25 protein-coding genes are annotated in these 23,491 nt (G+C 73.0%); 10 read left to right on the plus strand and 15 right to left on the minus strand.

Going from position 1 to position 23,491, the window contains the following annotated elements:
- Nucleotides 1-4: 4 nt before the first annotated feature.
- A complete protein-coding gene (locus QI633_RS26360) occupies nt 5-1,537 on the plus strand; it encodes a long-chain fatty acid--CoA ligase (protein ID WP_282427642.1) in 1,533 nt (510 codons plus the stop codon).
- Nucleotides 1,534-1,929 carry a response regulator gene (locus QI633_RS26365; RefSeq protein WP_282427643.1) on the plus strand — a complete coding sequence of 132 codons (396 nt, stop codon included), beginning with the start codon at nt 1,534-1,536 and terminating at the stop codon, nt 1,927-1,929. The genes QI633_RS26360 and QI633_RS26365 overlap by 4 nt, the downstream gene beginning before the upstream one ends.
- Before the next feature lie 8 nt (nt 1,930-1,937).
- Here QI633_RS26365 and QI633_RS26370 read toward each other — a convergent pair whose 3' ends face one another.
- Both QI633_RS26370 and QI633_RS26375 read right to left on the minus strand, forming a co-directional pair.
- Nucleotides 1,938-2,576, minus strand: a complete 639-nt coding sequence (locus QI633_RS26370; protein WP_282427644.1) for a CoA transferase subunit B — start codon at nt 2,574-2,576, stop codon at nt 1,938-1,940.
- A gap of 1 nt (nt 2,577) precedes the next feature.
- Nucleotides 2,578-3,282, minus strand: coding sequence for a CoA transferase subunit A (locus QI633_RS26375; RefSeq protein WP_282427645.1), 705 nt, complete (start codon nt 3,280-3,282; stop codon nt 2,578-2,580).
- A gap of 104 nt (nt 3,283-3,386) precedes the next feature.
- Between QI633_RS26375 and QI633_RS26380 the strand changes: the two genes are divergently transcribed.
- On the plus strand, nt 3,387-4,136 hold the full coding sequence (locus QI633_RS26380) for an IclR family transcriptional regulator (RefSeq protein WP_141796642.1): 750 nt from the start codon (nt 3,387-3,389) through the stop codon (nt 4,134-4,136).
- Nucleotides 4,137-4,176: 40 nt separating this feature from the next.
- Here QI633_RS26380 and QI633_RS26385 read toward each other — a convergent pair whose 3' ends face one another.
- Nucleotides 4,177-4,533, minus strand: a complete 357-nt coding sequence (locus QI633_RS26385) for a metalloregulator ArsR/SmtB family transcription factor (RefSeq protein ID WP_222117695.1) — start codon at nt 4,531-4,533, stop codon at nt 4,177-4,179.
- A gap of 67 nt (nt 4,534-4,600) precedes the next feature.
- Here QI633_RS26385 and QI633_RS26390 point away from each other — a divergent pair, with 67 nt between their 5' ends.
- Complete coding sequence (locus QI633_RS26390) at nt 4,601-5,563, plus strand: cation diffusion facilitator family transporter (RefSeq protein WP_282427646.1); 963 nt, start codon at nt 4,601-4,603, stop codon at nt 5,561-5,563.
- Between the two features lie 18 nt (nt 5,564-5,581).
- A complete protein-coding gene (chrA, locus tag QI633_RS26395; RefSeq protein ID WP_282427647.1) occupies nt 5,582-6,958 on the plus strand; it encodes a chromate efflux transporter in 1,377 nt (458 codons plus the stop codon).
- On the opposite strand, the gene QI633_RS26400 is transcribed toward chrA, so the two are convergent.
- Together QI633_RS26400 and QI633_RS26405 are read right to left on the minus strand one after the other, a co-directional pair.
- Nucleotides 6,955-7,128: a hypothetical protein gene (locus QI633_RS26400; protein ID WP_160158134.1), complete on the minus strand. Its 174-nt coding sequence runs from the start codon at nt 7,126-7,128 to the stop codon at nt 6,955-6,957. The genes chrA and QI633_RS26400 overlap by 4 nt on opposite strands.
- Nucleotides 7,125-8,537, minus strand: a complete 1,413-nt coding sequence (locus QI633_RS26405) for an MFS transporter (RefSeq protein WP_141796638.1) — start codon at nt 8,535-8,537, stop codon at nt 7,125-7,127. The genes QI633_RS26400 and QI633_RS26405 overlap by 4 nt, the downstream gene beginning before the upstream one ends.
- A gap of 134 nt (nt 8,538-8,671) precedes the next feature.
- On the opposite strand from QI633_RS26405, the gene QI633_RS26410 reads away from it, so the two are divergent.
- From QI633_RS26410 to QI633_RS26430, 5 genes are all read left to right on the plus strand, one after another.
- Nucleotides 8,672-8,962: a metal-sensitive transcriptional regulator gene (locus tag QI633_RS26410; RefSeq protein WP_141796637.1), complete on the plus strand. Its 291-nt coding sequence runs from the start codon at nt 8,672-8,674 to the stop codon at nt 8,960-8,962.
- A gap of 46 nt (nt 8,963-9,008) precedes the next feature.
- Entirely contained in the window at nt 9,009-9,215 is a 207-nt protein-coding gene (locus QI633_RS26415) for a cation transporter (protein ID WP_141796636.1), read from the plus strand.
- Nucleotides 9,212-10,123 (plus strand): hypothetical protein, encoded by a 912-nt coding sequence (locus tag QI633_RS26420; protein ID WP_141796635.1) that lies wholly within the window; start codon nt 9,212-9,214, stop codon nt 10,121-10,123. The genes QI633_RS26415 and QI633_RS26420 overlap by 4 nt, the downstream gene beginning before the upstream one ends.
- Before the next feature lie 37 nt (nt 10,124-10,160).
- Nucleotides 10,161-12,374 carry a heavy metal translocating P-type ATPase gene (locus QI633_RS26425; protein ID WP_282429328.1) on the plus strand — a complete coding sequence of 738 codons (2,214 nt, stop codon included), beginning with the start codon at nt 10,161-10,163 and terminating at the stop codon, nt 12,372-12,374.
- Between the two features lie 61 nt (nt 12,375-12,435).
- Entirely contained in the window at nt 12,436-13,089 is a 654-nt protein-coding gene (locus QI633_RS26430) for a glyoxalase (protein ID WP_282427648.1), read from the plus strand.
- Here QI633_RS26430 and QI633_RS26435 read toward each other — a convergent pair.
- The 10 genes from QI633_RS26435 to QI633_RS26480 all read right to left on the minus strand — a co-directional run bounded on the left by QI633_RS26435 (nt 13,052) and on the right by QI633_RS26480 (nt 23,383).
- Nucleotides 13,052-13,393, minus strand: coding sequence for a DUF2784 domain-containing protein (locus QI633_RS26435; RefSeq protein ID WP_282427649.1), 342 nt, complete (start codon nt 13,391-13,393; stop codon nt 13,052-13,054). The genes QI633_RS26430 and QI633_RS26435 overlap by 38 nt on opposite strands.
- Nucleotides 13,394-13,457: 64 nt before the next feature.
- A complete protein-coding gene (locus tag QI633_RS26440) occupies nt 13,458-14,063 on the minus strand; it encodes a GrpB family protein (protein ID WP_282427650.1) in 606 nt (201 codons plus the stop codon).
- Nucleotides 14,063-14,728 (minus strand): response regulator transcription factor, encoded by a 666-nt coding sequence (locus QI633_RS26445; protein ID WP_222117694.1) that lies wholly within the window; start codon nt 14,726-14,728, stop codon nt 14,063-14,065. Before QI633_RS26445 ends, QI633_RS26440 begins: the two co-directional genes overlap by 1 nt.
- Nucleotides 14,725-15,903, minus strand: coding sequence for a histidine kinase (locus QI633_RS26450; RefSeq protein ID WP_282427651.1), 1,179 nt, complete (start codon nt 15,901-15,903; stop codon nt 14,725-14,727). The genes QI633_RS26445 and QI633_RS26450 overlap by 4 nt, the downstream gene beginning before the upstream one ends.
- A 106-nt stretch (nt 15,904-16,009) precedes the next feature.
- Nucleotides 16,010-16,948 (minus strand): D-alanine--D-alanine ligase family protein, encoded by a 939-nt coding sequence (locus QI633_RS26455; RefSeq protein WP_141796629.1) that lies wholly within the window; start codon nt 16,946-16,948, stop codon nt 16,010-16,012.
- Nucleotides 16,945-18,060, minus strand: a complete 1,116-nt coding sequence (gene alr, locus QI633_RS26460) for an alanine racemase (protein WP_282427652.1) — start codon at nt 18,058-18,060, stop codon at nt 16,945-16,947. The genes QI633_RS26455 and alr overlap by 4 nt, the downstream gene beginning before the upstream one ends.
- Nucleotides 18,061-18,089: 29 nt before the next feature.
- A complete protein-coding gene (locus QI633_RS26465; protein WP_282427653.1) occupies nt 18,090-18,713 on the minus strand; it encodes a M15 family metallopeptidase in 624 nt (207 codons plus the stop codon).
- A 78-nt stretch (nt 18,714-18,791) separates the two neighbouring features.
- Nucleotides 18,792-21,380 (minus strand): DUF4153 domain-containing protein, encoded by a 2,589-nt coding sequence (locus QI633_RS26470; protein ID WP_282427654.1) that lies wholly within the window; start codon nt 21,378-21,380, stop codon nt 18,792-18,794.
- A 4-nt stretch (nt 21,381-21,384) separates the two neighbouring features.
- The gene (locus QI633_RS26475; protein ID WP_282427655.1) at nt 21,385-22,101 is read right to left on the minus strand and encodes a response regulator transcription factor; all 717 of its coding nucleotides are present in this window, start codon (nt 22,099-22,101) and stop codon (nt 21,385-21,387) included.
- Nucleotides 22,102-22,165: 64 nt separating this feature from the next.
- Nucleotides 22,166-23,383, minus strand: coding sequence for an MFS transporter (locus QI633_RS26480; protein ID WP_260805692.1), 1,218 nt, complete (start codon nt 23,381-23,383; stop codon nt 22,166-22,168).
- Between the last annotated feature and the right edge of the window lie 108 nt (nt 23,384-23,491).

Genomic DNA, 23,491 nt, shown 5'->3' on the forward strand with positions numbered 1-23,491 from the left:
GCGGATGCGGCTGGTCGACTACCTGGACAAGGGCGCGTCGCTGGGGGGCGATGCGGCCTGCCTGGTCTGCGACGGGCGGACGTGGACCTACGACGAGGTGGGAGGCCTCGCCGGACGGATCGCGTCCGCCCTCGCAGGACGGGGCGTCGCGCCGGGCGACAAGGTGGCGATCCTCGCCTCGAACGACCCGGTGGCGTTCACCTGCGTGTTCGGGATCAGCCGCGCCGGCGCCGTGTGGTGCCCGGTCAACCCGCGCAACGAGGCGGCCGAGAACCGCGAGCTGCTCGACCTGTTCGAGTGCACCACGCTGATCTTCCAGGCGTCGTACGCCGGGCTGGTCGACCAGATCCGCGGCGACCTGCCCGCGGTGACCACGCTGGTCTGCCTCGACGGGTCGTTCGACTGGGCGCTCGGGTGGGACGACTTCCTCGCCCGCGGCGTGGAGGTCGTCGACCGCCCGGCCGACGACGACCTGGCGATGATCGTCGGCACCGGCGGCACCACCGGCCGGCCCAAGGGCGTCATGCTCACCGGCACCAACCTCGAGACGATGACGGCGCTGACCCTGATCGGCTACCCGTGGCCCGCCGCACCGGGCCGGCCGACGTACCTCGCCCTCGCGCCGCTCACCCACGCGGCCGGCGTGCTGTGCTTCCCGGTCCTGGCGTCGGGCGGCTCGATCGTGGTCATGCGGACCCCCGACGTGGGCGGCTTCCTGGCGGCCGTCGCCGAGCACCGGGTGACCCATACCTTCTTGCCGCCGACGCTGATCTACATGGCCCTCGACCACCCGGACCTCGACACGACGGACCTCTCGTCCTTGCAGTGCTTCTGGTACGGCGCAGCGCCGATGTCGGCCCGGCGGCTGGAGGAGGCGCTCACCCGGGTCGGACCGGTGATGGCGCAGCTGTTCGGCCAGACCGAGGCGCCCATGATGATCTCTACGATGGCGCCGCGCGACCACTTCCGAGACGACGGGTCGATCGCGGTCGAGCGGCTCTCCTCGGCGGGACGCCCGGCGCCGCTGGTCACGGTGGCGATGATGGGCGACGACGGGACGCTGCTCGCACCCGGCGAGCGTGGCGAGATCGTGGTGCGCAGCTCCCTGGTGATGCGGGGCTACTACAAGAACCCGGACGCGACGGCCGAGGCGTCGGCGTACGGCTGGCACCACACGGGCGACATCGGGTTCCTCGACGACGAGGGCTTCCTGCACATCGTCGACCGCGCCAAGGACATGGTGATCACCGGCGGCTTCAACGTCTACTCCACCGAGGTCGAGCAGGCGCTGATGGCCCACCCGGCCGTCGCCGACTGCGCGGTGGTCGGGCTGCCCGACGAGAAGTGGGGCGAACGGCTCACCGCCGTCCTGCAGCTGCGGCCGGGTCGGTCGGTCACGCCCGAGGAGGTGCGGGCGTTCGTGAAGGAGCGGATCGGCAGCGTCAAGACGCCCAAGCAGGTGGAGGTCTGGGACGACCTGCCGCGCTCCCGGGTCGGCAAGGTGCTCAAGACCGAGATCAAGCAGCAGCTGACATGAACGCGATCCCCGAGGCCACGATGAGCAGGACGGCGTCCGTGCTCGTGGTCGAGGACAACCCGCTGCTGCTCCTCGTCCTGGCCGAGCTCGTCGGGAGCACGGCGCCCCTGATGCTCGCCGGTTCCGCCGCCGATGCCGTCACCGCGCTCCAGGTCAGCACCGGGGCGCGGCTGGACGCCGCCATCTGCGACATCCACCTGCCCGACATGAGCGGCCTCGACCTCATCCCGCGGCTGCGGGCGGACCACCCCGAGCTGGTCGTCATCACCTACAGCTCAGCGGACCTGGACCCCACCGTCCGCGCCCGGGTGGGCATCGACCGGGCGTTCGACAAGGCCCACGCGCCGTCCGACGTCGTCACCGCCCTAGCCCAGCGGCTCCACGCCGGTTGAGCCGCGCGTCACCGCTCCGGGTCGAGGAGCGGCGCGCCGGTCAGCTCACGGACCTTCGCGGCGTCGATGCCGGGCGCGACGTCGACGAGGACCAGGCCCTCGGGGGTGACGTCGAGGACCGCGAGGTCGGTGATGATCCGGTCGACCACGCCGGCGCCGGTGAGAGGCAGCGTGCAGCGCTCGACGATCTTGGGCGTGCCGTCCTTGGCGACGTGGTCGGTGATGACGACGACGCGGCGGGTGCCGGCGACCAGGTCCATCGCGCCGCCCATGCCCTTGACCAGCTTGCCGGGAACGGTCCAGTTGGCCAGGTCGCCGTTGGCGGCGACCTGCAGCGCGCCGAGGATGGCGATGTCGACGTGGCCGCCGCGGATCATCGCGAAGCTCGTCGCGGAGTCGAAGAAGGAGGCGCCCGGCGCGGTCGTGACCGTCTGCTTGCCGGCGTTGATCAGGTCGGCGTCCTCCTCGCCCTCGTAGGGGAACGGGCCCATGCCGAGCAGGCCGTTCTCGCTCTGCAGCAGCACGTTGACGCCCGGCGGCAGGTGGTCGGCGACCAGGGTCGGGATGCCGATGCCGAGGTTGACGTAGTCGCCGTCGTTCAGCTCGCGGGCGGCGATGGACGCCATCTCGTCGCGACTCCAGGCCATGTCAGGCACCCACCTTCTCGCGCACGACGCGCTGCTCGATGTCCTTGGGCCGCTCGCTCGCCCGGACGGTGACGTCGACGAAGATGCCGGGCGTGATCACCTCGTCCGGGTCGAGGAAGCCGTCGAGGACGTGCTCGGCCTCGGCGATGCAGACCCGACCGCTCATCGCGACCAGCGGGTTGAAGTTGCGGGCGGTCATCCGATAGCGCAGGTTGCCCTCGGCGTCCGCGGTGTGGGCGTGGACCAGCGCGAGGTCGGCCACGATGCCGCGCTCGAGCACGAAGGTCTCGCCGTCGAACACCTCGTGCGGCTTCCCCTCGGCCACCTCGGTGCCGACGCCGGTGCGGGTGTAGAAGCCGGCGATGCCGGAGCCGCCGGCGCGCAGCCGCTCGGCGAGCGTGCCCTGCGGGCAGAACTCCACCTCGAGCGCGCCGTCGAGGTACTGCTGCGCGAAGAGCTTGTTCTCGCCGACGTACGACGCGATCACCTTGGCGACCTGGCTGTTCTCCAGCAGCACGCCGAGGCCCTTGCCGTCGACGCCCATGTTGTTCGACACGATGGTCAGGTCGCGCACGCCGCTGTCGCGCACCGCCTCGATCAGGTCGCGCGGGATGCCGCACAGGCCGAAGCCGCCCACGGCGATCGTCATTCCGTCCCGGACCCGCTCGGCCACCGCCGTACGGGCGTCGTCCACCAGCTTCCTCATGACAGCCATCACCGCCGAGAACCACCGGTCCCGTCAACGAAGTGACCGGTGCGCGGATGCTCCCGGTCGGACGCGTCCACTGAGTGGACGCGTAGGATCTCCTCGTGGAACGCGCACCGGGCGTCGTCGAGAAGGTCGCCGCCCTGCTCCGCGCCCTGTCCACCGCCGAGTCCGGTACGACGACCACCGCGCTCGCCGCCCTCACCGACCAGCCGCGCGCGACCACCCACCGGTTGCTCGAGTCGCTCGCCGCCGAGGGTCTCGCCGACCGCGACCCACAGACCGGGCGGTGGTTCCTCGGCCCCGAGGCCTACGTCCTCGGCATGGCCGCCGCCGCCCGCTACGACCTCACCAACGAGGCCCGGGCGAGCGTGCTGCGACTGGCGAAGGAGACCGGTGAGAGCGCGTTCTTCTCGGTGCGCCGCGGCGACGAGACGGTCGTCCTGCTCCGCGAGGACGGCGACTTCCCGATCCGTTCCTACGTCCTCTACGAGAGCGCGCGCTTCCCCCTCGGCGTCGTGTCCGCCGGCATCGCGATCCTCGCCCACCTGCCCGACCGCGAGATCGACGACTTCCTCGCCCGGGTCGACCTCACCGCCGAGTGGGGCGAGCAGCACTCCGCGGCGGCGATCCGCCGGCGACTGGCCGCGACCCGTCGTACCGGATGGTCCGTGAACCCCGGCCACGTCGTCGAGGGCTCCTGGGGCATGGCCGCCGCGGTCTTCGACAAGTCCGGGCGCCCGGAGTGGGCACTGACCCTGACCGGGGTCGAGCAGCGGTTCCGGCGAGACCGGCAGCCGGTGCTCGGCAGGCTGCTGCTCGAGGAGGCGCACCGGCTGTCACGGCTGGCGTGACGCTCGAGCGTGCACCGTCAGGCGTCCCGGTCGTGGGGAGCTACCGCGCGTTGTGCTGAGGGCTCGCGAGTCCGAGCCGGAGGTGCTCGGCGTGGTAGATCGCCTGGTCGAGCAGCTCGGCGACGTGGTCGTCGTAGAGCTCGTAGACGATGCTGCGCCCGTCACGGTTGCCGGTCACGAGGCCGAGGTTGCGCAGCACCCGGAGCTGCTGGGAGACCGCTGGTTGCTCCATCCCGATCGACTCGACCAGCTCGGAGACCGTCGCGGGCCCGCGGCGCAGCCGGTCGAGGATCAGCAGCCGGCTCGGGGTGGCCAGGGCCTGAAGGGTCGCCGCGATCGACTTCGCCGCCGCGGCGTCGAGCTCGCGCGGCGCGCGGTGGCGCTCTCCGTGTCCCACGCCTCGCATCGTAGTGTCCGCGATTCCGCACTTGCATGCACATATGAGCATGTCTCAATATGGGGACATGGCGGAGCACCACGACCACCACCACGGGCTGACAGCCCGGATCCGGCACACCGTCCTACCGCACTCCCACGACGCGGCGCCCGGGATCCGCGACGCGGCCGAGAGCAGCGGGGTCGGCATCCGTGCGGCCTGGATCGGCCTCGCCGGGATGATGGCGACGGCGGCGGCCCAGCTGGTGATCGTGGCGATGTCGGGATCCACCGCACTGATGGCCGACACGGTGCACAACCTCGGCCACGCGGCGACGACGATCCCGCTGGTGGTGGCGTTCCGGATCGGCCGGCGACCGAGCACGCGCCGCTACCCCTACGGGCTGCGCCGCGCCGAGGACCTGGTCGGCCTGTTCATCGGCCTGGTGATCGCGGCATCTGCGGTGTGGATCATCGTCGACGCCCTCGACGCACTCGTGCATCCCCGGCAGATCACCAACCTGGGCTGGGTGTTCGCGGCCGGCGTGGTCGGCTTCCTCGGCAACGAGGTCGTCGCGGCGTACCGGATCCGGGCTGGGCGCCGCATCCACTCGGCGGCGCTGATCGCCGAGGGTCAGCACGCCCGCGCCGACGGGCTCAGCTCGGTCGCGGTCGTCGGCGGCGTGATCGGCGTCTGGTCCGGGATCGCCCGCGCCGACGCGGTCGTCGGGCTGCTCATCGGCCTGATGATCCTGGTCGTCCTGGTCGCGACCATGCGGACCGTCGTACGCCGGCTGATGGACGGCGTCGAGGACGGGGTCATCGACGAGCTCACCACCGCGGCGAGCACGGTGCCCGGGATCGCCGGTGTCGACAGGGTCCGCGCCCGCTGGACCGGGCACCGAATCGAGGGCGACCTCGTCGTCCGGGTCGCGCCCGACCTGAGCGTGGGCGAGGCGCACGCGGTCGCCGACGACGTCGAGCGGTCGCTGCGGCTCGCCGTACCCCACCTGGAGACGATGGTCGTGCACGTTCACCCGGCCGCCACCTGAGCCTTGTTGAATGGCGTGGTGACGAACCAGCCCCACCCCGTCGGAGACGACGTCATCCCGCTGCGGGAGGCCACCCGGGCGTGGTTCCAGATCTCGCTGCAGACCTTCGGCGGACCGGCCGGCCAGATCGCGGTCATGCAGCACAAGCTGGTCGACGAGAAGCGGTGGATCGGGCAGAAGCGGTTCCTGCACGCGCTCAACTTCTGCATGCTGCTGCCCGGACCCGAGGCCCAGCAGCTCGCGATCTACACCGGCTGGCTGCTCAACGGCATCCGCGGCGGCCTGATCGCGGGCAGCCTCTTCGTGCTCCCCGGGATGCTCGCCCTGCTCGCGCTGTCGGGGATCTATGTGGGGTACGGCGAGACCGACGTCGTCACCGCGCTCTTCGCCGGGGTCGCGCCGGCGGTGATCGCGATCGTCGTCCAGGCCGTGCAGCGGGTCGGGAAGCGCGCGCTGCACCACCCGGCACTGGTCGCCATCGCGGTCGCCTCCTTCGCCGCGCTCACCTTCTTCGCCGTGCCGTTCCCGGCCGTGGTCTTCGCCGCTGGCGTGCTCGGCTGGCTGGTCAGCCTGCGCTTTCCGGCCCTGCGCGAGCCACCGACGCCCGCCGGTGAGGACGGGCCCGAGCCGCTGATCAGCGACGACGCGCTGCACCACGAGCTGCCGACGGTGCGGCGCTCCGGGAGCGTCCTCCTGGTCGGGGCGGTGCTGTGGTTCGCGCCGGTGGCCGCGTTCGCCGTGCTCACCTCCACGACCGGCACCTCCGTCTTCGTGGACCAGGGGCTGTTCTTCTCCGGCGCCGCGGTCGTCACCTTCGGCGGTGCCTACGCCGTGCTGTCGTACGTCGCCCAGCAGGCCGTCGGAGTCTTCCACTGGCTGGCTCCGGGCGAGATGGTCCGCGGCCTCGCGCTCGCCGAGACCACCCCCGGGCCCCTGATCATGGTCGTCCAGTTCGTCGCCTTCGTCGGCGCCTACCGCCACCCCGGCTCGCTCGACCCGTGGCTCGCCGCCGTGCTCGCCTCCCTGCTGGTCACCTGGGTGACCTTCGTGCCGTGCTTCCTGTTCGTCCTGCTCGGCGCGCCGTACGTCGAGCGGCTGCGTGACAACCGCAGCCTCGGTGCCGCCCTCACCGGCATCACCGCCGCCGTCGTCGGGGTGATCGCGAACCTCGCCGTCTTCTTCGCCCTGCACAACCTGTTCGGCCGCAACCGCACGGTCGAGGCCGGGTGGGTGCACGTCGACGTACCCGTCCTCGGGTCGTGGGACCCGGTCGCGTTCGCGATCACCGCCGTCGCGCTCGGCGTGATGTTCGGGCGCGGGTGGAGCCCGCTGCGGACGCTCGGGCTGTGCGCGGCGCTCGGCATGGGGACGTTCCTCGTGGGCCTGGTGGGCTAGAGCGGGCTCGCCGGCCCGGTCCTCTCGTCGTACCCGGCAAACGGGTTGCCCTTTCGCCCGAGCGACGACCCATCTGCCGGGTACGACGGGGCTACCGCCTCGGCCAGGGCCGCCGCCGCGCAGCGCAGCGCGCACGCGGCGGCAACCCGGACCACGTCACGAGCGGTCACGACGACCGTCCGCGGAGCAGCACGGCCGAGGCGAGCGCACCCACCGCAGCCACGACGGCGGCACCGACGAACGCAGCCGAGTAGCCCTCGGTCAGTGCGGCGACGTCGCCGAGCCGGTCGGCGCCGGCGGCCGCGGCGATGGCGGCCATCACGGCGAGGCCGAGGGCCGAGCCGATCTGGTAGCTGGTGTTGACGATGCCCGAGGCGAGGCCGCCCTCCTCCGGCGGGGCGGCGGAGATCGCCGTACCGAGGGTGGGGATGAAGGCGAGCGACATGCCGAGGGCGGCGACCAGCGAGGCGGGGAGCACGTCGACCGCGTAGCTGCCGTCCGGGTCGATCATCGCCAGCCAGGCCATGCCGGCGGCGAGCAGGACGAGGCCGGTGACGGTGGCGGTGCGTACGCCGACCGCGGCGAGCACGCGGGGCGCGAGCACCACCATGCCGACCATGATCAGCAGCGTCATCGGCAGCAGCGCGGCACCACTGGGGAAGGCGGTGAAGCCGAGCACCTGCTGCAGGTAGAGGTTCAGGAAGAACCACATAGGGATCCACGCGGCGCCGAGCAGCAGCTGGGCGAGGTTGGCGGCCGCCAGGTCGGGCGCGCGGAGGATGCCGAGGCGGACCAGCGGGTCGCGACCCCGGGCCTGCTGGGCGACGAAGAGCGCGACCAGCACGACGCCGGCACCGAGCACCCACCAGGTGCGCGCGGCACCCCAGCCGACCTCGGGAGCCTGGACCACGGCGTACACGAGGGCGGCGAGGCCCGCGGTCACCGTGACCGCACCGACGACGTCGACCCGGCGCGAGCCGCCCGAGCGACCGGCCGGCATCGAGGACGGCACGAGGGCGAGGATCAGCAGCGCGATCGGGAGGTTGATGGCGAACACCCACGGCCAGCTGAGGTACTCGGTGATGACGCCGCCCAGGAAGACGCCGGCGGTGCCGCCCGCAGGTGCGGCCGCGCCGTACAGGGCCAGGGCCTTGGTCAGCTCGCGCGGGTTGCCGCCGAACAGCATCATCAGCAGCGTCAGCGCGGACGGCGCGATGAGCGCGGCACCGGCGCCCTGGATCGCGCGGCCGGCCAGCTCGGCCTCGACGTTGCCGGCGAGCGCGGCGACGAGCGATCCGGCGGCGAGGACGACCCAGCCCGCGGCGAAGACGGTGCGGGCACCGAGCACGTCGGACACCTTGCCACCGAGGAGCAGCAGGCCACCGAACGCGACGACGTACGCGTTGAACACCCAGGACAGGTTCTCCGGCGTGAAGCCGAGGTCGCGCTGCATCTCGGGCAGGGCCACGCCGATGATCGACGTGTCCATGATGACCATGAACTGGGCGGCGGCGATGACCGCGAGCCCGAGCCAGCGCCGGTTCCGGCGGCCGGTCTCCGATGGGACGAGGACTGACATCTCGATCTCCTTCTTGACGAATTGGTACCCTAGGGGGGTACCGTAATCACGAGATCGGGACGGTAGCACGGAATACCACACGGGGGTATCCTGTTCGGGCAGGCAGATTCCCCAGACGCGAAGGACACAGGGCCATGGCACACAGCTACATCGCCAACCGCACCAAGGACGACTACCTCAAGCGGCTGCGCCGCATCGAGGGTCAGGCGCGGGGTCTGCAGCGGATGGTGGAGGAGGAGCAGTACTGCATCGACATCCTCACCCAGGTCTCCGCGATGACGAAGGCCCTCCAGTCCGTGGCCCTCGGCCTGCTCGACGAGCACATGGCGCACTGCGTCGTGAACGCCGCCCAGGAGGGAGGTGACGAGGCCGCCATCAAGCTCAAGGAGGCCTCCGACGCCATCGCCCGCCTGGTGCGTTCCTGACGCGTCCCGATCCGACATCCAACCCATCCAGCGAGAGGAATCTCCGATGAGCACCACCCAGACCTTCACCGTCACCGGCATGACCTGCGGCCACTGCGTCGCCTCCGTCACCGAGGAGGTGCAGGAGCTCGCCGGCGTCGAGGGCGTCGCCGTCGACCTGCCGACCGGTGCGGTCACGATCACCAGCGCTGCCCCCCTCGACGAGTCCGCCGTGAAGGCCGCCGTCGAGGAGGCCGGCTACCAGCTCGCATGAACACCCCGACGCGGCTGGCGGGCTTCGGTGCCGTCGCCGCGGTCGTGTTCGGCGCCGCGCTCCTCGCCGGCCGGGCCATCGGCCCGGTCGACGTGGAGGAGCCGACGGCCCACGACACGCACCAGAGCAGCGGCGGCGCCGGGACGACGACCGAGATCCCAGGAGGACTCATGACGTCGCAGGACGGCTACACCCTCACCCTCACCGACAGCCAGGCCGAGGCCGGCGACGCGGTGCCGGTGAGCTTCACCATCACCGGACCCGACGGCGCCCCCGTGGCGTCGTACGACGTCCAGCACGAGAAGCAGCTCCACCTGATCGCCGTACGACGCGACTTCAGCGGCTTCCAGCACGTCCATCCCACGCTCGACGACGGCACCTGGTCGACCGACCTCGCGCTGACGCCGGGGACGTGGCGGCTGTTCGCCGACTTCAAGGCCACCGGTGGCGAGGCACTGACCCTCGGCACCGACCTCGCGGTCGACGGTGCGTTCGACGCGGCAGCGCCGGCGCAGGAGACCCGCACCGCCACGGTCGACGGCTACCAGGTCACCCTGGACGGCGACCTCACCGCCGGTGCCGACGCGAAGCTCACCCTGAGCGTCAGCAAGGACGGGAGGCCGGTCACCGACCTGCAGCCCTACCTCGGCGCCTACGGCCACCTCGTCGCGCTGCGCGGTGGCGACCTCGCCTACCTCCACGTCCACCCCGACGGCGAGCCCGGCGACGGGAAGACCGAGCCGGGACCGGAGGTCGTCTTCTACGCCGCCGTCCCCAGCGCCGGCACCTACCACCTCTACCTCGACTTCCAGCACGACGGCGTCGTCCGCACCGCGGCGTTCACCGTCACCGCAGGGGGTACCGGGGACGGGGAGAAGCACGGAGAGAGCAGTGAGCACGGACACTGACCAGCCACGGAGCGAGGTCGAGCTCGCCCTCACCGGGATGACCTGCGCGTCGTGCGCCAACCGGATCGAGCGCAAGCTCAACAAGCTCGAGGGCGTCACCGCGACGGTCAACTACGCGACCGAGAAGGCGAAGGTGACCTACGCCGACAGCGTCTCGACCGACGACCTGGTCGCCGCCGTCGAGGCTGCCGGCTACGGCGCGTCGCTGCCGAGGCCCGCGGCGGCCGAGGGCGACGCCGCAGCAGCGGAGGTCGACCCGATCGTCACCCTGCGCCAGCGACTCGTGATCTCGGCGCTGCTGACGGTGCCGGTCATCGCGATGGCGATGGTCCCGGCCCTCCAGTTCGACAACTGGCAGTGGCTCTCGCTGACCCTGGCGGCGCCGGTGGTGGTGTGGGGCGCGTACCCGTTCCACAAGGCGGCCTGGACCAACCTGCGCCACGGCACGTCCACGATGGACACGCTGATCTCGCTGGGCACACTCGCCGCGCTGGGCTGGTCGCTGTACGCGCTGTTCTGGGGCACGGCCGGCATGACCGGCATGAAGCACCCGTTCGAGCTGACCATCGAGCGCAGCGACGGTAGCGGCAACATCTACCTCGAGGCCGCGGCCGGCGTGACGACGTTCATCCTGGCCGGACGCTACTTCGAGCAGCGTTCGAAGCGGCGGGCCGGGGCGGCGCTCAAGGCGCTGCTCGAGCTGGGCGCCAAGGAGGTCGCGGTCCTCGGACCCGACGACGTCGAGGTCCGCGTCCCGGTGGGTGAGCTGAAGGTGGACGACCGGTTCGTCGTCCGCCCGGGCGAGAAGATCGCCACCGACGGCGTGGTCGAGCGCGGCAGCTCCGCGGTCGACGCCTCGATGCTGACCGGCGAGTCCGTGCCGGTCGAGGTCGGCGAGGGCGATGCGGTGGTCGGTGCGACGGTCAACGCGGGCGGCCGGCTGGTCGTCCGCGCGACCCGGGTCGGCGCCGACACCCAGCTGGCGCAGATGGCGCGGCTGGTCGAGGACGCCCAGAACGGCAAGGCCCAGGTGCAGCGCCTGGCCGACCGGATCTCCGGCATCTTCGTGCCGATCGTCATCCTGCTCGCGGCCGGCACGCTCGGCTTCTGGCTCGGCACCGGCAACGGCCTGGCCGCGGCGTTCACGGCGGCGGTCGCCGTACTCATCATCGCCTGCCCGTGCGCCCTGGGCCTGGCCACGCCGACCGCCCTCATGGTCGGCACCGGTCGGGGCGCCCAGCTCGGCATCCTGATCAAGGGTCCCGAGGTGCTGGAGTCGACGAAGGCCGTCGACACGGTCGTGCTCGACAAGACAGGCACGGTCACGACCGGCCGGATGACGCTGCGCGACGTGGTCGCCGACGAGGGCGAGGACGCGGCGGAGGTGCTGCGGTACGCCGGCGCGCTGGAGGACTCCTCGGAGCACCCGATCGCCCGTGCCATCGCCGACGCCGCCCGCGAGGCCGGATCGCTGCCGGCCGTCGATGACTTCGCCAACGTCGAGGGCCTCGGCGTGCAGGGGGTCCTGCTCGACGGCGACGCGTCGCACGCGGTGCTGGTCGGCCGGCCCCGGCTGCTCGAGGAGTGGTCACAGCACCTCTCGCCGGCTCTCGGGTCTGCGTTGAAGGAGGCCCAGCGCACGGGAGGTACGGCGGTCGCGGTCGGCTGGGACGGTCGCGCCCGCGGCGTGATCGTGGTCGCCGACGCGGTCAAGCCGACCTCGGCCAGCGCCATCGCCCAGCTCCGCGCGCTGGGGCTGCGTCCCGTGCTGCTCACCGGCGACAACGCCGTGGTGGCGCGGACGGTGGCGGCGGAGGTCGGCATCGACGAGGCCGACGTGATCGCCGACGTCCTGCCGGCCGACAAGGTCGACGTCGTCAAGCGGCTGCAGGACGAGGGTCGCGTGGTCGCCATGGTCGGCGACGGCGTCAACGACGCAGCCGCGCTCGCCCAGGCCGACCTCGGTCTGGCCATGGGCACCGGCACCGACGTCGCGATCGAGGCCAGCGACCTGACCCTGGTGCGCGGCGACCTGCAGGTCGCGGTCGATGCGATCCGCCTGTCCCGGCGGACCCTGGCCACGATCAGGGGCAACCTGTTCTGGGCGTTCGCCTACAACGTCGCCGCCCTGCCGCTCGCCGCCGCGGGTCTGCTCAACCCGATGCTGGCCGGCGCCGCGATGGCCTTCTCTTCGGTGTTCGTGGTGTCGAACAGCCTGCGGCTGCGGTCGTTCAAGGCCGCCCGCGGCTGAGGGGCGAAGCGGTCAGGAATCGAGAAGCAGCAGTGGCCGGGTCGGCCCTAGCGTCAGGGACATGAACACGAACTCCCTGGACACCATCACCCTCGAGGTGGCCGACCCGGCCGCCGCCCGCGACTTCTACGCCCGGGCGTTCGGCCCTGACCTCCCGCTCGACTTCCGCGCCTCCGACGCCCCGAGCGACGGCTTCCGCTCCTTCCACATCTCCCTCACCCTGGCCCAGCCCGCTGACGTCGACAGCTTCGCCGAGACCGCGCTGGCGGCCGGGGCGACGGCGATCAAGCCGGTCGCCAAGTCCTTCTGGGGCTACGGCGGCGTGCTGCGGGCCCCCGACGGCGCGATCTGGAAGGTCGTCAGCTCCTCGAAGAGGAACAAGGGCCCGGCCAGCCGCGACATCGAGAGCGTCGTGCTGCTCATCGGCTGTGACGACATCACCGCCACCAAGCAGTTCTACGTCGACCGCGGCTTCGCGATCGCCCGCAGCTTCGGCAAGAAGTACGTCGAGTTCGAGCCCGGCTCCGGCGCGGTGACCCTCGGCCTGCTGCCCCGCAAGGCGCTGGCCAAGGATGCCGGAGTGCCGATGGAGGGCAGCGGCTCGCACCGCGTGGTCCTGGTCGGTGGCGACACCGCGGCGACCGACCCGGACGGGTTCGTCTGGGAGGCCGCGAGCCTCAGCGGACCGCGAAGCCGAGCCACGAACCGAGGATGACGGTCGCGACGACCACCTCGACCCGGCGGGCCAGGCGCGAGGGGTAGATCCGGTCCTCGAAGTAGTGCGCGATGAACCCGCGCTCGTTCATCCTCGGCCTGCCGGCACCCTCCCGGCCCCAGTCCTCGAGGCGGGACAGAGGGCAGGCGGCGTCGGTCGCGGCCATCCGGCCGCCCCACGCGGCGGCGGCGAGGTGCGGGATGAACACCCACGGCATCAGCCAGGCCACGAATCCGCCGATCACCGTGAAGCCGACGAACAGCACGTGGACCACGAAGGCTCCTGCTGCGACGACCCGGTGCATGGGCACGATTCTAGGGACACGGTGTCGCGGGTTCTGCGGCAGGTCGGTGGCCGGATCCCCGGCGTCAGACCAGCCCCGCCGCCGCGAACGCCCGCGCGTAGATCTCCCGCACGACCCGCTCCTTGCGAGCGTTGTACTGCATGCCGTGCTCGCCGGCAGCGCTCGACGCGGCGGAGGCGGCGAGCTTGGCGGCGGCGTACCGCTCCCGCTCGTCGGGGTTGCCGCGCAGCCAGTCGCGGAAGATCCGGTGCTTGACGACCTCGGGGCTGTCCGGGCCGAAGACGTGCACGTGCGAGACCGGGGAGGCACCACGCAGCAGGCGGTGCTCGAACCACCAGGGCTCGCGCACCCGGAGGACGAAGCCGAGTGCCTCCAGCGCGGGGACGTACGACGACTCGTCCGCCGGGTCGGCGACGACGAGGTCGACGTCGATCACGGGCTTGGCCGGCAGGCCGGGGACGGCGGTGGAGCCGACGTGCTCGACGACGAGGGCCCGCCAGCCGAGTCCTTCTCGCACCAGCGCGGCGACCTCCGCGAACCGGTCGGGCCAGGCGGGATCGGCCGGGACCACCGCCACGTCGGGGGACGGCCCACCGCCGTCGACCCAGGGCGAGGCGCCGGGCGGGACGGGCGGGTCGTGGAAGGTGACGATGTCGTGGCGGCTCGGCATCAGCCGACCAGCCCGTGCTCGTGGGCGAACACCACGATCTGGACGCGGTCGCGCAGCCCGAGCTTGCGCAGGATCGCGCCGACGTGCGTCTTCACGGTCGACTCGCTGAGGAACACCTGCCCGGCGATCTCCTGGTTCGACAGCCCGCGGGCCACGGCGGCGAAGACCTCGCGCTCCTTGTCGGTGAGGCCGAGGTACGACGCCGGCGGGGCGGCCACCGCCCGGAACTGCTGGTCCAGCAGCGTGGACAGATCGGCCGGCGCGAGCACGGCGTTGCCGGCGTGCACGGTGCGGATCGCGTCGCGCAGCATGACCGGGGTGGTGCCCTTGAGGAGGAACCCGCTGGCGCCGTACCTGATCGCGGTCGCGGCGCGGTCGTCGAGGTTGAAGGTGGTGAGCACGACGACGCGGACCGGCTTCTCGCGGCGGGCGGCGCGGTCGGGCAGGAAGATCTGCCGGGTCGCCTCGACGCCGTCCATCTCGGGCATCCGGATGTCCATCAGCACGACGTCGGGCGTGAGCTCGTCGACCAGGCGCACGGCCTCGACCCCGTCGCCCGCAGTGCCGACGACCTCCATCCCGTCCTGGGCGTCGACGATCACCCGGACGCCCTCGCGGAAGAGCTCCTGGTCGTCGACGAGCAGGACGCTGATCGGCTCGCTCACCGGTTCCTCACCGGCACCCAGGCGGTCGCCGTGAAGGTCGGCGGATCCGCCCGGCGGCGTACGTCGAGCCGGCCGCCGACCGCCTCCAGGCGGCGCCGCATCCCGTCCAGTCCCTGTCCTCCACCGGGAGAGTCCCCCGGAAGTACGGCGTTCTGGACCTCGATCCGCAAGTCGCCCTCCCAGTGCCGCTCGACGTGGACCGGCTGGTCGCGCCGGCCGTGCTTGATCGCGTTGGTCAGCATCTCCTGCAGGACCCGGAACGCAACGACCGCGAGCTCGGGCGGCATCGGCTGCGGCGTACCGACCTCGGTGGTGACCACCTCGTGCCCGCTCGCCCGCACGCCGTCGACCAGGCTGTCGAGGTCGGTCTGCTGGGCCGCCTGGGTGGTGGTGTCGGACGTCGAGGAGAGCACCTGCCGGACGTCCTCGAGCGAGGAGCGCGCGGAGCCCGCGATGTTGGCCATCGTGGTCTTGAGTCCCTGGGTGTCGGCGTCCTCGAGGTACTGCGCGGACTCGGCCTGCGCGAGGATCACCGCCAGCGAGTGGCCGACGACGTCGTGCACGTCGCGCGCCAGCTGGGCCTGCTCCTCGCGCAGCCGGGCGATCTCCTCGGCCTGGTCGCGCTGCGCCTCGGCCGCGACCTGCGAGCGGCGCGAGTCCTGCGACCGGGCGGCGAAGCGGAGCGCCAGGCCGAGCAGCCACGGCGTCGCCAGTAGCGCGAAGCCGACGAGGCCCGCGGCCAGGCGCCAGTCGTAGCGGCTGTAGGAGTCGATGGCGAGCCGGTCGACGCCGAGCAGCCGCAGCGCGTCGTAGAACGCGTACGGCGACCACATCAGGACCGCGATCACTGCGCTGAGGGGGATAGAGAGGCCGCTGAGCCAGACGGTCGGCGGCCAGCCCCAGCGCGCGCAGCCGAACGCGACCACCGCGAGCAGCATCTCGGTGAGCATCGGGTCGACGCCGACCGCGACCTGCACGATCCCGGTGCCCCAGGCGACCGCGAGCGCGGCGGCGGGTAGGCGCCGGGACAGCCCGACCGCGACCGCGACGCCGATCACGACCACCAGTGCGGGCCACCGGCTGGCGTCGTAGGACCGCCCGATCTCGAGCAGCCCGATCACGAAGGCGGCCGCCCCCGCGATCACGTCCGGCAGCCAGCGCTCGGCACGGTTCACGCCGGTCCTCCTGCCGTTTGTGTCGGTTCAACTACCGATCTTGTAGTCAAACCGTCCCAGACACGACAAATCCGGTAGTTGAACCGCGGCGGACAGAACCACGCCCTCATCGGTGGGCGGAGCGGACGAGCTCGTCGAGGAGCTCGGCGTACGTCATCCCGCCGGCGGCGAACATCCGCGGCGCCTGCGAGTGCGCGGTCATGCCGGGCATCGTGTTCACCTCGTTGAGCACCGGCCCGTCGCCGGTGAGGAAGAAGTCGACCCGTGCGACGCCCGCGCAGCCGAGTGCGTCGAACACCTCGGTGGCCGCGTGCCGCAGCGCCTTGGCATCGACCTCGTCGAGCTGGGCCGGGAGCCGGAAGTCCGCGTGGCCGCCGTACTTCGCGTCGTAGTCGAAGATCCCGTCGGCCACGATCTCCAGCGCCGGCGGGACGAACAGGCTGCCGTCTGCTCGCTTCAGCACGGCCACGTCGACCTCGCGACCGACCACGACGTCCTCGACGAGCACGCGGTCGTCGAGCGCGAAGGCGGCGTCGAGCGCGGGCTGCAACGCATCGGGTACGTCGACCCGGGTGACGCCCTGGCTCGAGCCGGCCGCGACCGGCTTGACCACCACCGGCCGGGTCCAGCGCAGGTGCGCGGCCGTTGCGGCGGTGACGAGCACACCGGGGGCGACGGCGATCCCGACCGCCCGGGCGACCAGCTTGGTCGCCCACTTGTCCATCGCGAGGGCGCCGGGTCGGATGCCGCTGCCGACGTACGGCAGGCCGGCGAGCTCGCACAGCGCGGCCAGTGCCCCGTCCTCCCCGCGCGGTCCGTGCACGACCGGGAACACCACGTCGCAGCCGCGCAGCACCTGCGCCGCGCCACTGAGCCCGATCGGGCGCAGGCCGCGGTCGCGCCAGGTGCCGTCGCGGCCGATGGTGAGCGGAACGACGTCGTACGTCGCCGGGTCGAGCGCGCCGGCGACCGAGGCCGCGGAGGCGAGGGAGACGTCGTGCTCGCAGTTCTGCCCGCCGCCGATGACGGCCACCCGGGTCCTCACGCCAGGCTCCGCAGGTGGGCGGCGGCGCGGGTGAGCCGCGGGACGCGCGCGCCGATCCCGGTGACCACCTCGTGCTCGATGGTGCCGGCCCACGCCGCCCACTCGGCGACGGTCGGCTCGCCACGCGTGCCCGGGCCGAAGACGGTGGCGATCTCGCCGGCCCCCGCTCCGTCCGCGCCGAGGTCGACGACCACCTGGTCCATCGAGATCCGGCCGACGACGGGGCAGCGGACTCCGCGGACCAGCACCTCGGCGCGGTCGGACGCGACGCGCGGCAGGCCGTCGGCGTACCCGAGCGGGATCAGGCCGAGGTGCGTGGCACGGGCGGTGCGGTGGGCGTGGCCGTAGCCGACAGGGGTGCCGGCCCGGACGCGTCGTACCTGCACCAGCGGCGCGGTGAGCGTCAGCGCCGGCTCCAGCACGGTCGTGCGGGACGGGTCGATGCCGACCAGGCCGGCACCGACGCGGCTCATCGTGTGGTGGCTGCGCGGGTCGGTGAGGGTCGCGGCGGTGGCGGCCAGGTGCCGGACGCGGGGCCGCAGCCCGGCGCCGCGCGCGACCTCGACGGCCCACGAGAACCGGGTCCGCCCGCGGGCGTTGCAGGCGTCGGCGGGGTCGTCGGCACAGCCGAGATGCCCCATCACACCGACGACCTCGACCTCGCCGCGCTGCTCGGCGCGACGAGCGGCCCGGCACAGCGCGGCCCACTCGGTGGGCTCGGCGCCGTCGCGCGCCATGCCGGCGTCGACATGGAGGTGGATCCGCGCCTTGCCGGGCGCGGCGGCGACCGCAGCGAGGTGGGCGAGGCTCGGGACGGCGACGTCGACGTCGTGGACGACGGCCGCGGGGAAGTCGGCGTCGACCGGGTTGAGCCAGCTGAGGACAGGTACGACGAGGCCCGCCTCGCGCAGCGCGAACGCCTCGGCGAGGCTGGTGACCCCGAGCCGGGTGGCGCCGTGGGCGAGCGCGGTCCGGGCGACGTCGGCCGCACCGTGGCCGAACCCGTCGGCCTTGACCACGGCCATCAGCTCGCCGGTGGTGCGGGCCGCGAGGGTACTGGTGTTGCGCGCGACGGCGGCCAGGTCGACGGTGAGCCGGGGCGTCGTGGTCATGGCCGCACGCGGGGCCACGGCGAGCCCGCTCACGCCGCGACCGCCGACGCGAGCGGGCCGTACAGCGCGTGCGGCGCGTCGGTGAGCAGTGCCCAGTACCGGTCGCCGAAGCTCCAGTGCCACCACTCCGTCGGATAGTTCACCAGCCCCTGGGAGCGCAGCACCCGCGCCAGCAGGGTGCGGTGGGCCCGCGCGTCCTGGCCGATCCCCGCGGCCGCGAACCAGCACCGCCCGTCGCTCTCCTCGGGGGTCGCGTCGATCGGCGTACCGAGGTCGAGCTCGTCGCCGGTGATGTCGACCAGCGTGAGGTCGACCGCCGCCCCCGCCACGTGCGGCGCCACGTCGACCGGCGCCACGAACCGGCTGGTCAGCCGCTCGAGCGCCTTGTCCCCGATGCCCGGGTGCAGCGCGGCCAGCTCGGCGCCGTACGACGCCACGATGGCGCGCTGCTCCTCGACCGGCCGGAACCCCTCGACCACCCGCAGCCGGATGCCGGCCGGCAGCAGCCGGTCGGCCGCGACCAGCCGGTCCGCCAGGTCCGCGCGGACCAGGGCGCCGGCGGGCGAGAGGTCGTGCGGGACGCGCACCAGCGGCTCGCCGCACTCGGCCACGGGAACCGCACGGACGCGGGGATCGGACAGCAGGATCGTCATGTCGTCCACGCTAGGAATCGGCCGCTCCGGCCGCCTCCGCCTGAGGTGCCGGGTCGCGGTCCTCAGGTGCCGGACGGGTCAGTCCGTGGACGTGGGGCAGGGCAGGTCGGGATCCAGGGCGATCGTGCCGGTGCCCTCCAGCGCGTGGTCGGCCCGGGCCCGCCCCAGGTTCCACTCCAGCCAGTCGTCCCCACCGACCTCGCGGCCCGCGAGCGCGCAGACCCGGTCGTTGCCGGTGAGCTCGGCGAGCACCGGGACGGCGTCGTCGGAGAGGTCGCGGAGGTAGAACCAGTCGACGCGACCGGTCTCGTCGTACCGGTCCAGGTTGTGGCGGGCGATCCAGGCGTCCGGGTTGACGAGGGCCAGACCGAGCAGGCCGACGACGCCGCTGATCAGCGCGAACCGGGCGAGCCAGGCGCCACGCAGCCCGATGCCGCTGACCACGACGGCGAGCACCAGGACTCCGAGCCAGCCCTCGAAGACATCGACGAGCAGGCGCAGCCGGGTGAAGCCGTAGGCCTCCTGGTAGACGTCCATCCGGTACAGCGCGGACGCGACGACGACCAGGGTCTCGGCGCACAGCGCGCCGAGCGCGACCCGCAGCCAGAGCCGGTCGGAGGCCGTCTCGCGCGGGGCCTTGCGGCCGGCGACGGCGATCACGAGCAGGGTGAGGGCGGTGGCCACGGTGAGCTGGGCGAAGCCCTCGTGGACGTACTCGGCGTACGTCAGGCCGGTCGTGCGCTGCAGGTAGGCGTGCCCGCCGAAGACGACCGTCGCCTGCGCGACGAGGAAGACCGCGAAGACGGCGACGACGACGAGGACCGGGGCGAGCCACTCGTAGCGGCGCGCCACCGAACGGGGGCCGGTGGTGGCGCGGTCGACGCGCGGCGGGTTGAGGGAGAGGTACGCCGCGGCGAGCACCGTCCCGCCGACGGCGACGGTCACGAAGGCCCGCAGCACGAAGGTGTCGATGGTGAGGTCGGGCAGCAGCGCGTCGACCCACTCCGCGACGAGGGCGTCGGCGGAGGCGAACAGCGCGCCGAAGACGACCAGCCCGAGCACGGACCAGACCAGTGTGCGCAGCAGCGCCGCGCCGTGCCCGACGACCGGGATCGCACCGATCGTCCGCCCCAGCCACGGCATCCCGCGCAGCCCGGCGACCGGCCACATCAGGCCGGACAGCAGGAACCCGCCCAGGCTGCGCCCGCGGGTCACGCCGATCACGCACACGCCGCCCCCGGCGAGCAGGCAGAGCACCACCACCCATTCGGCGGCGCGTACGACGGACGTCGCGGCGAGCAGCACGCACAGTCCCGCGCAGGCCACCGTGAACGGGTCGCGTCGGTCGCGGCTGGCGCCGAGCACGACGGCACCGGCGGCGAGGAGGACCAGGAAGGTGCCGATGCCCAGCGCCCGCTCGGGCAGGACCAGACCGCCGAGCAGGCCGGCACCGAGCGCGCCGAGCAGCAGGGCCGGGCGGGCCGGGACACCGCGCTCGGGCCAGAAGCCGCCGAGCAGGTCGTCGGTGATCGACGGGGGTGGGGAGACCGGGGCGGGCGACGGGGCGGGCGATGGGGCGGTGGGAGTGGACACGGGTGCCTCCTGGATCGGTACGGCGGCCGGTCGGGCCGCGGGTTCGAGCGGCAGGTCGACCCGGACCCGGGCGCCGCTGCTCCCGTCGGCCGGGTCGAGGAAGCCGATGGTGCCGCCGTGCAGGTCGGTGACCCACCGCGCGATGGCGAGACCGAGCCCGGTGCTCCCCGTCCCGGCGGACGCGGCGAGGGTGCCGAACGGCTCGAAGACGCGCTCGCGGTCGGCCGCGGGGATGCCGGGGCCGGAGTCGCGGACCTCGATCCGGTACCGCTGCCCCGCGACCTCGGCCCGCACGACGACGGACCCGCCGGAAGGACTGTGCCGCGAGGCGTTGTCGAGCAGGTTGGCGACCAGCTGGTGCAGGCGGGCCGGGTCGGCGGTGACGACGAGCCCGGGTGGGGTGACGCGCACGTCGTACGTCACGCCGCGCCCGAGCGCCTCGGCCTCCGCGACCGCGTCCATCAGCAGCGTGGCGAGCGGGACGGGGCGGGCTGCGAGCGGCGCCCGGCCGGCGTCGACCCGGGCGAGGTCGAGCAGGTCCTCGACCAGCCGGCTCATCCGCTCGGCCTGGGTGAGCGCCGTGGCCAGCACCGCCGGATCGTCGGGTGCGACGCCGTCCACCACGTTCTCGAGGACCGCCCGCAGCCCGGCGAGCGGGGTGCGCAGCTCGTGGCTGACGTTGGCGACCAGCTCGCGCCGCTGGCGGTCGACGCCGGCGAGGTCGCGGGCCATCGTGTTGAACGCGCGGGCCAGCTCGCCGACCTCGTCGCGGGCGGTGTCGGGGACGCGGACGGCGTAGTCGCCGGTCGCCATCCGCCGGGCCGCGGCGGTCATCTGCCGCAGCGGAGAGGTCATCCCGACCGCGAGCAGCTGCGTCAGCGCCAGCGCGAGACCGATGGTGACGGGGATCGTCAGCCAGGTGGGGACGCCGTCGGAGCGGCCGAGGGCCGCGACCAGCGCGGCGACCGTGGCGCTGGCAGCGACGAGCAGGCCGAGCTTGACCTTGATCGAGCGGACGCCGACCAGCGGCTGTGCCCTCCGTTCGCCCGCGCCCCCTACGTATTGGTCGCTCATCGGGCTATTCCTCGACCAATCCGTAGGGGGTGCGGAACGCCGGCACCTCGAGCGCATAGCCCACCCCGTGCGCCGTACGGACCAGGTCGGCGCCGACCTTGGCCCGCAGCCCCTTCACGTGGCTGTCCACGGTGCGGGTCCCGGTCGCACCGGCCCACCCCCACACCTCGGCGAGCAGCTTCTCGCGGGTCACGACGGCACCCGGCGTCGCCGCGAGGCACAGCAGCAGGTCGAACTCGGTCGGCGTGAGCCGCACCTCCTCGTCGCCGCGCCACACCCGCCGGGCAGGTGCGTCGACCCGCAGGTCACCCAGCTCCAGCGCCTTGCGGCCGGCCAGCTCCGTGGCGCGGTCCACGCGCCGCAGCAGCGCAGCCACCCGGGCGACCAGCTCGCGCATCCGGAACGGCTTGGTCAGGTAGTCGTCCGCCCCGACCCCGAGCCCGACCAGCACGTCGGCCTCGTCCGCGCGGGCGGTGAGCATCAGCACCGGCACCGGCCGGTCGGCCTGGATCCGGCGGCACGCCTCGTGCCCGTCGTAGCCGGGCAGCATCACGTCGAGCAGCACCAGGTCCGGCGCGTGCTCGGCGTGCGCCGCCACCGCGCCGGGACCGTCGAAGGCGCGGACGACGTCGTACCCCTCGGCCTGGAGGCGGTCCGCGACCGCCTGGTTGATGACCGGGTCGTCCTCGACGACGAGGACCAGGCGGCGCACGCTCTCCATGTCTCCGAGGCTAGGGGCCTCGGCGGGCGGGATGCGGGGACGACGTGTGGAGGTTTCGTGCAGATCAGCCGGCGAGCTCGTCCTCGACGTACCGGTCACCGGTGGCGTAGAGCCCGCACAGGTAGAGCGGCACGCACAGGCCGAGCAGCAGGAGCACCGACGGAGTCCAGGTCCCCGTCGCGGCGTGCAGGGCGCCGACGCCGAACGGGCCGGCGGCGGCCATCAGGTAGCCGGTGGACTGGGTGAAGCCGGACAGTGCGGCGGTGCCCTCGGGAGTCCGGGCACGCAGCCCGATCATGGTCAGCACCAGCGGGAAGGTGCTGGTGCCGCAGCCGATCGCGAGCGCCCACAGCCAGCCGAGGGGTCGCGGGTCGGCGAGGAAGCCGAGGTACCCGACCGGGTAGCAGGCGATCAGGGCGGTCAGCAGCCAGCGCTGGTCGCGCATCCGGCCGGCGAGGATCGGGATGAGCAGCGAGAGCGGGATGCTGGCACCGGTCACGACGCCGAGCAGGATCCCGGACGCCTCCGCGGAGTAGCCGGCGTCGCGGCACATCTGCGCGAACCAGCCGAAGATCGCGTACGCCTGCAGCGACTGCAGGCCGAACGCGCCCGCCATCGCCCACCCGAGCCGGGTGCGGGCGATGGCGCCGACCCCGAGCGAGCGGGTACGACGCCCCTCGTGGAGGTCGTGCCGGATCAGCCCGATCCACGGCAGCACCGCGATCCCCGCCGTCACCGACCACGCGACCAGGCCACGGGTGTAGTCGACCTGGTCACCGCTGCCGGACGCGATCGGCACGCTGAGCGCCGACGACGCCGTGAGCCCGACCGCCATCGACGTCGTGTAGACCGCCGTGACCTGCCCGACGCGGGCGGGGAAGTGCAGCTTCACCAGCGACGGCATCAGGACGTTGGCGGTGGCGGCGCCGGCGAGCGCGGTGAAGGAGAGGACGAGGAACAGCCAGCCCTGGTGGACGTGCCCGCGGGCCCACAGGCACCCGGTGAGCAGCAGCAGGCCGATCAGGGCGACCCGGTGCAGCCCGATCCAGGACGCCAGCCTCGGTGCGGCCCCGCCGACCACGGCGAAGCAGATCACCGGCAGCGTGGTGAGGATCCCGGCCTCCGTGCTGCCGAGTGGGACGCCGGCCCGGATCTCCTCGAGCAGCGGGCCGACGCTGGACGCGGCCGGACGCAGGTTGAACGCGAGGACCACGATCCCGAGGACGACGAGCAGGCGCTGGAGGCGGCTGTCCTGGGCGGCGTCGGCGGAGGTGGCTGTCACGGAGTCATGGAACACCAGGCGTCGGATGTCCATTCCGGCGGGTTCACCTGCCGTACGTCGCCCGCCGCACCAGCACCTCGAACCGGACCGCGGTCGGCGCCGCCCCCT

The sequence above is a fragment of the Nocardioides sp. QY071 genome (genome assembly GCF_029961765.1).
GTDB lineage: Bacteria > Actinomycetota > Actinomycetes > Propionibacteriales > Nocardioidaceae > Nocardioides.